The organism is Amycolatopsis sp. NPDC004747 (genome assembly GCF_053601335.1).
In genome coordinates this window covers 301042-314932 of sequence record NZ_JBSGBQ010000008.1, presented here as the reverse complement: position 1 = coordinate 314932, position 13891 = coordinate 301042, and the positions used below count along the sequence as shown (strand labels likewise).

1 protein-coding gene is annotated in these 13891 nt (G+C 75.6%); it reads left to right on the top strand.

Going from position 1 to position 13891, the window contains the following annotated elements:
• Window positions 1-18: 18 nt before the first annotated feature.
• On the top strand, window positions 19-13866 hold the full coding sequence (locus ACWEGE_RS15805; RefSeq protein WP_449661184.1) for a type I polyketide synthase: 13848 nt from the start codon (window positions 19-21) through the stop codon (window positions 13864-13866).
• Window positions 13867-13891 lie beyond the last annotated feature (25 nt).

The window sequence follows — 13891 nt, the reverse complement described above, 5'->3', positions numbered from 1 at the left end:
AGGAAGTGGCACCAGATGGTGAACCAGGACAAACTGCGGGACTACCTCAAGCGGGTGACGGCCGACCTGCACGTGGCCCGGCAGCGCATCCGGGCGCTCGAGGAGACCGGCCATGAGCCGATCGCCGTCGTCGGGATGTCCTGCCGGTTCCCCGGCGGCGTCGCCTCGCCCGACGAGCTGTGGCGGCTGGTCGCCGACGGCGCCGACGCCATCGGCGAGTTCCCGGCCGACCGCGGCTGGGACCTCGCCCGGCTGTACCACCCCGACGCGGACCGGCCGGGCACCTGCTACACCCGGCACGGCGGGTTCCTCCACCGGGCCGCCGATTTCGACGCCGCGTTCTTCGACATGTCACCGCGGGAGGCGCTCACCGTCGACCCGCAGCACCGGCTGCTGCTGGAGACCTCCTGGGAGGCCTTCGAGCACGCCGGCATCGACCCCGCGAGCGCGCGCGGCAGCCGGACCGGGGTGTTCGCCGGCCTGGTCTACCAGGACTACGCCGCGCGCCTGCCCTCGGTGCCGGAGGAGCTCGAGGGCTACACCGGCAACGGCAGCGCCGGGAGCATCGCCTCCGGCCGGGTCGCCTACGCGCTCGGCCTCCACGGACCCGCGGTGACGGTGGACACCGCCTGCTCGTCGTCGCTGGTCGCGGTGCACCTGGCCGCGCAGGCGCTGCGGCAGGGCGAGTGCACGCTGGCGCTGGCCGGTGGCGTGACGGTGATGGCGAGCCCGCGGCCGCTGATCGGGTTCAGCCGCCAGCGCGGGCTGGCGCCCGACGGCCGGGCCAAGGCCTTCGCCGAGGGGGCCGACGGGACGGCGTTCGCCGAAGGCGCCGGCATGCTGCTGCTGGAGAAGCTCTCCGACGCGCGCCGCCACGGGCACCCGGTGCTGGCCGTGGTCCGCGGTTCCGCGGTCAACTCCGACGGCGCGTCGAACGGCCTGACCGCGCCGAACGGGCCCGCTCAGCAGCGGGTCATCGAACAGGCGCTGGAAAACGCGCGGCTGACCGCACCGGAGGTCGACGCCGTCGACGCCCACGGCACGGGCACGAAGCTCGGCGACCCGATCGAGGCGCAGGCCCTGCTGGCCACCTACGGCCGGAACCGGGAACGGCCGCTGCTGCTGGGTTCGCTGAAGTCGAACATCGGGCACACCCAGGCCGCCGCCGGCGTCGGCAGCCTGATCAAGATGGTGCAGGCGATGCGGCACGGCGTGCTGCCGAAGACGCTGCACGTGGGCTCGCCGACGTCCGAAGTGGACTGGTCGGCCGGCGCGGTGGAGCTGCTGACGGAGGCTCGGCCGTGGCCGGAAACGGGCGCGCCGCGGCGGGCCGGGGTGTCGTCGTTCGGCGTGAGCGGGACGAACGCGCACGTCATCGTCGAGCAGGCACCCGAGGAAGCGGTCGACGAAACCGCCCGGCCGGCCGGAGCCGTGCCGGTGGTGCTGTCGGGCCGGACGGCCGCGGCGCTGCGCGGGCAGGCGGCCCGGCTGCGGGCCCACCTGGTCGACCGGCCGGAGCTTTCGGCCACCGATGTCGCCTATTCGCTGGTGACCGGGCGGACGGCGTTCGAGGAACGCGCGGTGGTGGTCGGGGACCGCGAGGCGTTGCTGTCGGGGTTGGCGGCACTGGCTGCCGGTGAGCCCGCGGCGAACGTGGTACCGGGTTCGGTGGGGTCCGGCCGGGTCGGGTTCCTGTTCTCGGGACAGGGTTCGCAGGTGCTCGGGATGGGCCGCGACCTCTACGGGCGGTTCCCGGTGTTCGCCGAGGCTTTCGACGCCGTGTGCGCTCGTCTGGGCGCTTCGCTGCGGGACGTGCTGTGGGGCTTCAACGCCGAGCTGCTGAACCGCACGGTGTTCACCCAGGCCGGGTTGTTCGCGGTCGAGGTCGCCTTGTTCCGCCTGCTGGAGTCCTTCGGCGTCCGCCCGGACGTCCTGGTCGGGCACTCGATCGGTGAGTTCGCCGCGGCGCACGTGGCGGGTGTGCTCTCGCTGGACGACGCCTGTGCGCTGGTTTCGGCGCGTGGCCGGTTGATGCAGGCGTTGCCCGAGGGCGGGGCGATGCTGGCGGTGCAGGCCACGCCGGACGAGATCGCGCCGGTGCTGGGTGACGGGGTGTCGCTGGCGGCGGTCAACGGCCCGGACTCGGTGGTCGTTTCGGGTGACGTGGCTGCCGTCGAGCGGGTCGCCGAGTGGGCGGACGGGCGCAAGACGAGCCGCCTCAAGGTGTCGCACGCCTTCCACTCCCACCGGATGGACCCGATGCTGGCGGAGTTCGCCGAGGTGGCGTCCACTGTGGAGTATCACGCCCCCGAGCTGCCGATCGTGTCGACGCTGACCGGCGAGCCGGTGACGGCGTTCGACGCGCGCTACTGGGTCGACCAGGTGCGGGGCACGGTCCGCTTCGCCGACGCCGTGGCCGCCGCGGGTGCCGGACGCTGGGTCGAGGTCGGGCCCGGTGCCGCGCTGGCCGGGCTCGTCGACGGGGTCGCCGTGCAGCGGGCCGACCGGGACGGGGTACAGGCGTTCCTGACCGCGCTCGGCCGCCTGCACGCCGCCGGCCTCACCGTGGACTGGACGCCGCTGTTCGGGGCCGCGCGCCGGGTCGACTTGCCGACCTACGCCTTCCAGCGTGACCGCTACTGGCTCGAAGCCGGACCGGCCGCCGCCACCGCACCGGCCGCGGCCGACCTGCGGTACCGGGTTTCGTGGGTGCCGGTGGCGGAGCCGGACACGTCGTTGTCCGGCAGCTGGCTCGTTCTTTCCGGCACCGGCAGCGAAGATCTCGCGGCCGCCTTGACGAGCCGGGGCGCCGAGGTGACCACCGTGGCCGTGCCGGACGGCACCGGCCGCGCCGAACTCGCCACCCGGCTCACCGGCCGGTTCGACGGCGTCCTCGCCGAACTCGGCGTCGTCGCACTGGCGACGGCCGTGCAGGCGCTCGGCGACGCCGGGATCACCGCCCCGGTGTGGGCGGTCACCCGCGACGACGGCCCCGACCCGGCCGCGGCCATGGTGTGGGGGCTCGGCCGGACGATCGCCCGCGAGGTCCCGGACCGGTGGGCCGGCCTCGTCGAGCTGCCGCCGGTCGTCGGCGACCGCGTCGCCCGGAAGCTCGCGGGCGTGCTGGCGGGGACCGAAGACCAGGTCGCCGTCCGCGAGACCGGCGTCTTCGCCCGCCGCCTCGTGCGCGCGGCCGCGGAGACCGGGCCGAACTGGGCGCCCGCGGGCACCGTGCTGGTCACCGGCGGAACCGGGGCGCTCGGGGCCGAGGTCGCGAAGTGGGCGGCCGGCCTCGGTGCCGGACGGCTCGTGCTGCTGAGCCGCCGGGGCGAGGACGCGCCGGGTGCGGCGCGGCTGCGCGCGGACCTCGAAGCCGCGGCCGCCGAGGTGCGGTTCGCCGCGTGCGACGCGGCCGACCGGGACGCGCTGGCCGCGACGCTGGCCGGCGAGCGGATCTCCGCCGTCTTCCACGCGGCGGGCGTGCTCGACGACGGCGTCTTCGACAGCATGACGCCCGCGCGGTTCGAGACCGTCTTCGCGCCCAAGGTGACGGCGGCGCGGAACCTCGACGAGCTGACCCGGGACCACCCGGTCACGGCGTTCGTCCTCTTCTCCTCGTTCGCGGCGACGGTGGGTGGCCGGGGGCAGGCCAACTACGCGGCCGCGAACGCCTACCTCGACGCGCTCGCCGAGCGGCGGGTGCGCGAAGGCCTGCCGGGCACCTCCGTCGCGTGGGGTGCCTGGGCGGGCGCCGGGATGGCTTCGGGCGACGCGGTGGAACGCCGGATCGACCGCGGCGGGCTGCTCCCGCTCCCGGTGGCCGAGGCGCTGGCCGTGCTGGGCCGGGTGGCCGAGGCGCCCGGTGCGCTCGTCGTCGCCGACGTCGACTGGGCCCGGTTCGCCCCCGATTTCACCGCCGTGCGGCCGAGCCCGCTGCTCGACGGCATCCCCGAAGCGGCCGCCGTCGTCGCCGCCCCTTCGCCGTCGGCGGATCCGGTCGCGGTGCCGCCGTCCGAGCGGCCCCGCGCCGTGCTGGGGCTGGTGCGGTCGCGGGCCGCGGCCGTGCTGGGCCACGCCTCGGCCGAGGCGATCCCGCCCGGCCGGGCCTTCCGCGAACTCGGCTTCGACTCGCTCGCCGCCGTCGAACTGCGCAACCTCCTGATGGCCGCCACCGGCCTGACCCTGCCGACGACCGTGGTGTTCGACCACCCGTCGGCGGCCGCGCTGGCCGGCCACCTCACCGGCCTGCTCGCCGGTGACACGACCGCGGCCGAGCCCGAAACCGCCGTCGTCTCGGCCGAACCGGTGGTCGTCGTCGGGATGTCCTGCCGGCTCCCCGGCGGGGTGTCCTCACCCGAAGAGCTGTGGGAGCTCCTCGTGGCCGGCGGGGACGGCATGGGCCCGTTCCCCGCCGACCGCGGCTGGGACGTCGCCGCGCTCCACGACCCCGGGCGCACCCGCCCGGGCACGACCTACGTGGCCGAGGGCGGCTTTGTCGACTGCGCCGGCGACTTCGACGCCGCGCTGTTCGGCATCTCCCCGCGCGAAGCACTGGCGATGGACCCGCAGCAGCGGCTGCTGCTCGAAACGTCGTGGGAGGTGCTCGAACGGTCCGGGCTCGACCCGCTGTCCCTGCGGGGGAGCCGGGTCGGGGTGTTCGCGGGCACCAACGGCCAGGACTACCCCGGCCTGGTCGACGAGGGACCCGAGGAACTGGCCGGCTTCCGCGGCACCGGCGGCGCGGCGAGCGTGCTCTCCGGCCGGGTCTCCTACGCGTTCGGCTTCGAGGGCCCGGCCGTCACCGTCGACACGGCGTGCTCGTCTTCGCTGGTCGCGCTGCACCTGGCCGCGCAGGCGCTCCGGCAGGGCGAATGCACGCTGGCGCTGGCCGGCGGCGTGACCGTGATGGCCACCCCCGGCGCGTTCATCGGCTTCTCCCGGCAGAACGGCCTCGCCGCCGACGGCCGCTGCAAGGCGTTCGCCGAAGCGGCCGACGGCACCGGCTGGGGCGAAGGCGCCGGCGTCCTCCTGCTGGAGCGGCTGTCCGACGCGCAGCGGAACGGGCACCGCATCCTCGCGGTGGTCCGGGGTTCGGCGGTCAACCAGGACGGCGCCTCGAACGGGCTGACCGCACCGAACGGCCCCGCGCAGCAGCGGGTGATCCGGCAGGCGCTGGCCGCCGCCGGACTGTCCACCAAGGACGTCGACGCCGTCGAGGCGCATGGCACGGGCACCCGGCTCGGCGACCCGATCGAGGCGCAGGCCCTGTTCGCCACCTACGGGCAGGACCGGGCCGAGCCGCTGCTGCTGGGCTCGGTCAAGTCCAACATCGGCCACACCCAGGCCGCGGCCGGCGTCGCGGGCGTGATCAAGATGGTGCTGGCGCTGCGGCACGGGCTCGTGCCGCCGACGCTGCACGTGGACGCGCCGACGTCGCACGTGGACTGGTCGGCGGGCACGGTCGAACTGGTCACCGAGCCGACGCCGTGGCCGGAAACCGGACGGCCCGCCCGGGCCGGGGTGTCCTCGTTCGGCATCAGCGGCACCAACGCCCACGTCATCCTCGAAGCCCCGCCCGTCGCCGAGCCCCCGGCCTCCGCCGCCGGGCCGTCGATCGTGCCGTGGGTCCTGTCGGCGAAGGACGAGGAAGGCGTGCGGGCCCAGGCCCGGCGCCTCCGCGCGGCCCTGGCGGACCGGCCCGGCTGCTCGCCGCGCGACATCGCGTTTTCGCTCGCGACGGCCAAGGCCCGGCTGGACTCCCGCGCGGTCGTCATCGGCGGTGAGGACCTCTTCGACGGGCTCGCGGCGCTGGCCGACGGCGAGCAGTCGCCCGGTGTCGTGGCGGGCGAGGTCGTCGAGAGCGCGGGTCCGGTGCTGGTGTTCCCGGGTCAGGGTTCGCAGTGGGTCGGTATGGCCGTCGAGCTGCTGGATGCATCGGAGGTTTTTGCTTCCCGGTGGGCTGAGTGTGAGTCGACTCTGTCGTCCTTTGTGGACTGGTCGTTGACGGAGGTGGCTCGTTCGGCTGATCCTGCGGTGCTGAAGCGGGTTGATGTGGTGCAGCCGTTGCTGTGGGCGGTGATGGTCTGTCTTGCGGAGTTGTGGCGTGATGCTGGGGTTGAGCCGGTTGCGGTGATTGGGCATTCGCAGGGTGAGATCGCGGCGGCGGTGGTGGCTGGTGTTCTGTCCGTTGAGGACGGTGCTCGGGTGGTTGCCCTCCGCGCGAAGGCGATTGCCGAGCTGTCGGGTACCGGTGGAATGTTGTCAGTGCCGTTGCCGGTGGCCGAGGTTGAGGCCGGTCTGGATCCGCGGTTGGGTATTGCCGCGGTGAATGGCCCGTCGGCGACGGTGGTGTCGGGTGAGGTCGCTGCGTTGGATGAGGCGCAGGCTGCGTGGGAGGCCGAAGGTGTCCGCGTGAGGCGGGTGCCGGTGGATTATGCGTCGCATTCGCCGCAGGTGGAGGCGATCCGGGAGCGGATTCTGGCTGATCTGGCGCCGGTGACGCCGTCCAGTGTGGACACCGCCTTTTTCTCGACGTTGACCGGCGAGGAGATCGACACGGTCGAGTTGACCGCGGATTACTGGTACCGGAACCTGCGGGCGACGGTGAAGTTCGAGGATGCGGTCCGGGCGGCGATTGCGGCTGGGTACACGGTGTTCGTCGAGAGTTCGGCGCATCCGGTGCTCACGGTCGGTGTGCAGCAGACGCTGGACGCTCTGGAAGTCTCCGGCGCGGTGGTGCCGACGCTGCGCAGAGATCACGGGGACCTGCGGCAGCTGTACACCGCGTTCGGTCAGGCGTTCGTGCACGGCGTCCCGGTGGCCTGGGAAGACCTCGTTCCCGGGCGGCAGGTCGAGCTGCCCACCTACGCCTTCCAGCACGAACGCTACTGGGTCGACCCCGTCCGGGACACCGGCGCGCTCACCGCGGTCTCCGTCGCGTCCGGGCAGACGGTCCTCACCGGCGAGCTGTCGCTCCGGTCGCACCCCTGGCTCGCCGACCACGCCGTGCTCGGCACCGTGCTCGTCCCCGGCGCCGCGCTCGTCGAGCTGGCCGTCCGGGCGGGCGAGGAGACCGGCTGCCCGGTCGTCGACGAGCTCGCCCTCGAATCCCCGCTCCTCCTCCCCGAAGCGGACGGCGTCGAGGTGCAGGTGCTCGTCGAACCCGCAGGCGACGACGGGCGCCGCGCGGTCACCGTGCACGCCCGGCGCGCCGCCGGGGACGAGGACGTGGACTGGGTCCGGCACGCGGCGGGCACCCTCGCTCCCGCGAGCGCGACCGAACCGGCCGCCGGGCTCCCCGCGTGGCCACCGCGCGACGCGGTCCCCGTGCCGGTCGGCGGCTTCTACGCCGGGGCCGCCGCGGCCGGCTACGGCTACGGCCCCGCCTTCCAGGGCCTGCGCGCGGCCTGGCGAGCCGGTGACGCCGTGTTCGCCGAAGTGGCCCTCCCCGCCGAAGCCGGCGCCGGCCCGGGGTTCGCCGTGCACCCCGCGCTCCTGGACGCCTGCCTGCACGCGGCGAGCGCCGGCGGGCTGCTGGGCGAAGCCGCAGCACCCCGGCTGCCGTTCGTCTGGTCCGGCGTGCGCGTCCACGCCGTGGGCGCGCACCGGGTCCGCGTCCGCCTCACCACCACCGGACCGGACGCGCTGGCCGTGCTGGTCACCGACGAAACCGGCCTGCCGGTGGTCACCGTGGCCGGGCTGGCCGTCCGCGAGGTCGATCCGGCCCGCCTGCGGACCGGCGGCGCCGGTTCGCTGTACGCCGTCCGCTGGGAACCGGTGCGGGAACAGCCCGCGGTGGTGCCCGCCGCGGTCGTCGAGCCCGTGGACGAGGTCGAGGCGTTGACCGCCGTCCAGGACTGGCTGGCCCGGGCCGAGGACGCACCCCTGGTGGTGCTGACCCGCAACGCCGTCGGCGTGCGGCCCGAAGACGCCGTCGAAGGCCTCTCGCAGGCCGGGGTCTGGGGGCTGGTGCGGTCCGCCCAGTCCGAGCACCCCGGCCGGTTCGTGCTCGTGGACACCGACGGGGCCGTTCCCGACGGCCTGCCGCCGGACGAGCCGCAGCTGGCGGTGCGCGGCGGAACCGTGCACGTGCCGCGGCTGCGGCGGGTGGCGGCCACGGCCGAACCGGCGTGGCCCGCGGCGGGAACGGTGCTGATCACCGGCGGCACCGGCCTGCTCGGCGGGCTCGTCGCCCGGCACCTGGTGACCGAGCACGGCGTCCGCGACCTGGTCCTGCTCAGCCGCAGCGGCCTGGCCGCGCCCGGCGCGGCCGAGCTCGCGGACCTGCCCGCCACGGTCCGGATCGTCGCGTGCGACGCGGCCGACCGGACGGCGCTCGCCGCGGTGCTGGCCGGCATCGACCGGCTCGCCGGGGTGGTGCACGCGGCCGGGGTGCTCGACGACGGCGTCGTCACGTCGCTCACCCCGGAGCGGATGGCGGCCGTGTGGCGCACCAAGGTGCTCGCCGCCCGCAACCTGCACGAACTCGCCGGCGACGTCGAGAAGTTCGTCCTGTTCTCCTCCGCCGCGGGCGTGTTCGGCGCACCCGGGCAGGGCAGCTACGCGGCGGCCAACGCCTGGCTGGACGCCTTCGCGCAGCACCGGCGCGCCCGTGGCCTCCCGGCGGCTTCGCTGGCCTGGGGACTGTGGGAACAGGCCAGCGGCCTCACCGCGCACCTGGACGGCGAGGAAGCGGCCCGCCGCGGGCGGGCGTCGGTGCAGGCACTGTCCACAACGGACGGTATTGCGCTGTTCGACGCCGCGCTGGCCTCCGGCGAACCGGCGTCGGTGCCGGTGCGCCTCGACCTGGCCGGCCTGCGCCACCGCGCGGAAACCGGTGCGGTGCAGCCGATCCTGCGCGGGCTGGTCCGGACGCCCGCGCGGCGCACGGCCGTCCCCGTCGACTCCCGGCCGGGACTGGCGGCCGAGCTCGCCGGCCTCGCCGAGGCCGAGCGGCGCAAGGTGCTGCTCGACCTCGTCCGGGCCCACGTCGCGACCGTGCTCGGGCACGGCACCGCCGAAGCCGTCGCGCCGGGCCGGTCGTTCACCGAGCTCGGCTTCGACTCGCTGACCGCGGTCGAACTCCGCAACCGGCTCGGCGCGGCGACCGGGCTGAAGCTCCCGGCGACGCTGGTGTTCGACTACCCGAACCCGGCCGCGCTCGCCGGGCACCTGCTCACCGGCGCCCTCGGCACCGACAGCGCCTCCGACGTGCCCGCGGCCCTGGCCGGCCCGTCCACCGGCGATCCCGTCGCGATCGTGGCGATGGCCTGCCGCTACCCCGGCGGGGTCACCACACCCGAGGGGCTGTGGGCGCTGCTCGAAGCGGGCGGCGACGCGCTTTCGCCGTTCCCCGCCGACCGCGGCTGGGACCCGGCGGTCCAGCCCGGCGGCACGGGCGGGTTCGTGCACGACGCCGCCGACTTCGACGCCGCCTTCTTCGGGGTCTCGCCGCGCGAGGCGCTCGCGATGGACCCGCAGCAGCGGTTGCTGCTCGAGACGTCGTGGGAAGCGCTGGAGCGGGCCGGGATCGACCCGTCGAGCCTGCGCGGCAGCAGCACCGGCGTGTTCGCCGGCCTGATGTACCACGACTACGCGAGCCGGCTGCCCGCGGTGCCCGAGGAGGTGAGCGGGTACGTCGGGACCGGCACCTCCGGCAGCGTGCTCTCCGGCCGGGTGGCCTACACCTTCGGGTTCGAAGGGCCCGCGGTCACGGTCGACACCGCGTGTTCGTCGTCGCTGGTGGCCCTGCACCTCGCCGCGCAGGCGCTGCGGGCGGGGGAGTGCTCGCTCGCGCTGGCCGGCGGCGTCACCGTGCTGTCGCAGCCCGAGGTGTTCGCCGAATTCGCCCGGCAGGGCGGCCTGGCGGGCGACGGGCGCTGCAAGGCGTTCGCCGAAGCCGCCGACGGCACCGGGTTCGGGGAAGGCGTCGGCGTCCTCGTGCTGGAACGGCTTTCGGACGCCCGCCGCAACGGGCACGAGGTGCTCGCCGTGGTCCGCGGGTCGGCCGTGAACTCCGACGGCGCGTCGAACGGCCTGACGGCCCCGAACGGGCCGTCGCAGCAGCGGGTGATCCGGCAGGCGCTGGCCGCCGCCGGACTGTCCACCCAGGACGTCGACGTGGTCGAGGCGCACGGCACCGGCACCCGGCTCGGCGATCCGATCGAGGCGCAGGCCCTGCTGGCGACCTACGGCCAGGAGCGGGAGACGCCGGTGCTGCTGGGCTCGATCAAGTCGAACATCGGCCACACGCAGGCCGCGGCCGGCGTCGCGGGCGTGATCAAGGTGGTCCAGGCCATGCGGCACGACCTGCTGCCGAAGACCCTGCACGTGGACGCGCCCTCGTCGGTCGTGGACTGGTCGGCGGGCTCCGCCGAGCTGCTCACCGAAGCCCGGCCCTGGCCGGACACCGGACGGCCCCGGCGGGCGGGTGTGTCCTCCTTCGGGATCAGCGGCACCAACGCCCACGTGGTCCTCGAAGCACCGGCCGAACCGGCACCGGCGCGGTCCGGTCCCGCCGAGGACGGGTTCCCGGTTCCGTGGCTGCTTTCGGCGGCTTCCCCGGCGGCCCTGCGCGCCCAGGCCGCCCGGCTGGGCGGCCGGCTGGCCGAGCGGCCGGACCTGCGACCCGGTGATGTCGGCTACTCGCTGGCGACCGGCCGGGCGGCGCTGGACCACCGCGCCGCGGTGGTCGCCGAAGACCTCGAAGCCCTGGTCCGGGGGGTTGCGGCGATCGCGTCCGGGGAGACGCCCGCCGGTGTCGTGCGCGGCTCGGCCGCGGCCGATAGGGGCAACCTAGGGGTGTTGTTCGCGGGCCAGGGTTCGCAGCATTCGGGCATGGGCCGAGGGCTGTGGACGCGTTTCCCGGTGTTCGCCGAGGCGTTCGACGCGGTCTGCGACCGGCTCGACACGCACCTCGGGCGAACGCTGCGCGACGTGCTCTGGCAGCCCGGCGCCGACGTCCACGACACCGCGATCGCCCAGGCGGGCTTGTTCGCTTTCGAGGTCGCCTCCTACCGGCTGCTCGAATCCTTCGGCGTCACCCCCGGCGTGCTGATCGGCCACTCCGTCGGCGAGTTCGCCGCCGCGCACGTCGCGGGGGTGCTGTCGCTCGACGACGCCGCCGCCCTGGTCGCGGCCCGCGGACGGCTGATGGCCGCCCTGCCCGCCGGCGGCGCGATGCTCGCCGTGCAGGCTTCGGAGGAGGAGATCTCCCCGCTGCTGGGCGAATTCGGCGGCCGGGTGTCGCTCGCGGCCGTCAACGGCCCGCTGGCCGCCGTGGTCTCCGGCGACGCCGACGCCGTCGAAGCGCTCGGCGAGCGGCTGGCCGGGCTCGGCCGGAAGACCACCCGGCTGAGCGTTTCGCACGCCTTCCACTCCCACCGGATGGCGCCGATGCTCGACGAGTTCGCCGCTGTTCTGTCCACAGTGGACTTCGCGGCGCCGCGGATCCCGATCGTCTCCACCCTCACCGGGAAGCCGGTCGACCAGGAGCTGTGTTCGCCGTCGTACTGGGTCGAGCAGGTCCGGGCCACCGTGCGGTTCGCCGACGCGGTCGGCGCCGCCGCCGGCCTCGGCGTCCGGGCGTTCGCCGAGCTCGGCCCGGCCGCGGCGCTCACCGCGCCGGCCCGCGAGGTGCTCGCCGGCTTCGACGACGAGGCCGTCGTGGTCCCCGTCCAGCGCGCCGACCGCGAGCCCGCGCACACCTGGGTGAGCGCGCTCGCCCAGCTGCACGTGACCGGCACACCGGTCGGCTGGGACGCGCTGTTCACCCCGCTGCGGCCGCGGCGGGTGGAGCTGCCGACCTACGCCTTCCAGCGGCGCCGGTACTGGCTGGAGGCCCCGGCGGCCGGCACCGCCACCGCCGCCCCGGCGGCCGAAGAGCGGTTCTGGGCCGCCGTCGACGCCGGAGACCTGGCCGCGCTCGCCGAAACGCTGCACGTCGAGCCGGACGCGCAGCTGCGGCCGGTGCTCGACGCGCTCGGGCCGTGGCACCGCGAAAGCCGCGCCCTCTCGGCCGCGGACGCGTGGCGGTACCGCGTGCGGTGGGTCCCGGTCTCCGTCGAGAGCGCCCCGCTGTCCGGCTCCTGGCTGCTGGTGACGACGCCGGACACCGGCGCACTCGCCGCCGAGCTGGCCACGGCCATCGGCGCCCGCGGCGCCGAAGTCGTGCCCTTCCCCCTCGAATCGGCCGAAGACCTCCGCGAGCTGCCCGAAGTCACGGGCGGGGTGCTGTCGACGGCCACCGACGTGACGCTGACCGCGGAGCTCCTCCGCGCACTGGCCGGGCTCGGCCGCGAGGTCCCCGTGTGGTGCGTGACCACCGGCGCGGTCGCGATCGGCGGCGACGAGCCCGCCGACCCCGGCCGCGCGGCGCTCTGGGGCCTCGGCCGGGTGGCGGCGCTCGAGCTGCCCCGGTTGTGGGGCGGGCTGCTCGACCTGACCGCCGGGTTCGACGGCGGTGTGGTCGCCGGTGTGCTCGCCGGTGGCGGCGAAGACCAGGTGGCCGTTCGCCCGTCGGGCGTGTGGGGCCGGCGCGTCGTGCGGGCCACCGCGCCCGGCGGACGGCCGTGGCGGCCACGCGGGACGGTCCTGGTCACCGGCGGCCTGGGCGCCTTGGGTGCCCGGGTGGCCCGCTGGGCGGCCGGGAACGGCGCCGAGCACCTCGTGCTCACCGGCCGCCGTGGTGCGGATACGCCGGGCGCGGCGGAGCTGCGCGCCGAGCTGACCGCGCTGGGTACCCGGGTGACCGTCGTGGCGTGCGACGTCACCGATCGCGAAGCGGTGCGGGAGCTCCTGGAAACCGCGGAGCCCTCGGCGGTCGTGCACGCCGCCGGCGTGGCGCAGGCCGCGCCGCTGGCCGAAACCCCCGCCGCGGAGTTCGCCCGGATCCTGGCGGCCAAGACCGACGGCGCGCGCCACCTCGACGAACTGCTCGGGGACCGCCCGCTCGACGCCTTCGTGCTGTTCTCCTCCGTCGCCGGGATCTGGGGCAGCGGCGGCCAAAGCGCCTACGCCGCGGCCAACGCCGCGCTCGACGCGCTCGCCGAGCGCCGCCGCGCCCGCGGCCTGACCGCGACCGCGATCGCCTGGGGCCCGTGGGCGGACGCCGGCATGGCGGGCGACCCGGCCGCCGCGGCGGCGCTGCGCGAGCGGGGGCTCACCGCGATGGCGCCCGAGGCCGCGATCGGGGCGATGGCCCGCGCCGCGGGCGAGGACGCCGCCGTGACGGTGGTCGCGGACGTCGACTGGCCGGTGTTCGCCCCGCTGTTCACCGTGGCGAGGCCGAGCGCGCTGCTCGGCGAACTGGTCGCGCCGGCCCCGGTGCCCGAGCGGCCCGCCGAGGCGCCGCTGACGGCCCGGCTGGCGGCGGCGGACGCGGCCGAGCACGAGCGGATCCTGGTGGCCGCCGTCCGCGCGGAGACGGCCGCGGTGCTCGGCCACCCCGACGAGAGCGAAGTCGACGTGCGGCGCGGGTTCCTGGAAATGGGCCTGGATTCGCTGGGCGCGGTGCAGCTGCGCGACCGGCTGGGCGCCGCGACCGGCCGCACCCTGGCGGCGACGGTCACCTTCGACCACCCGACCCCGGCGAAGCTCGCCGCGCACCTGCGTACCGAGCTGCAGGGCGGCGGTGACCCGGCCGGGCTGCTGCTGAGCGAGCTCGACCGGCTCGAAGCCGCCTTCGCCGCCCCGGACGCCGACGAGCTGACGCGGTCGCGGGTCACCGTGCGGCTGCAGGGTTTCCTGACCCGCTGGCGCCGCCCGGACGCCGGGTACGACAGCGGGACCGGCAACGGGCACGACCTGGAGTCGGCCACGGCCGACGAACTGTTCGACCTGATCCACGAGGAATTCGGAAAGTCTTGAGCAAGCGGGCGCGAGCGGCTTGTCG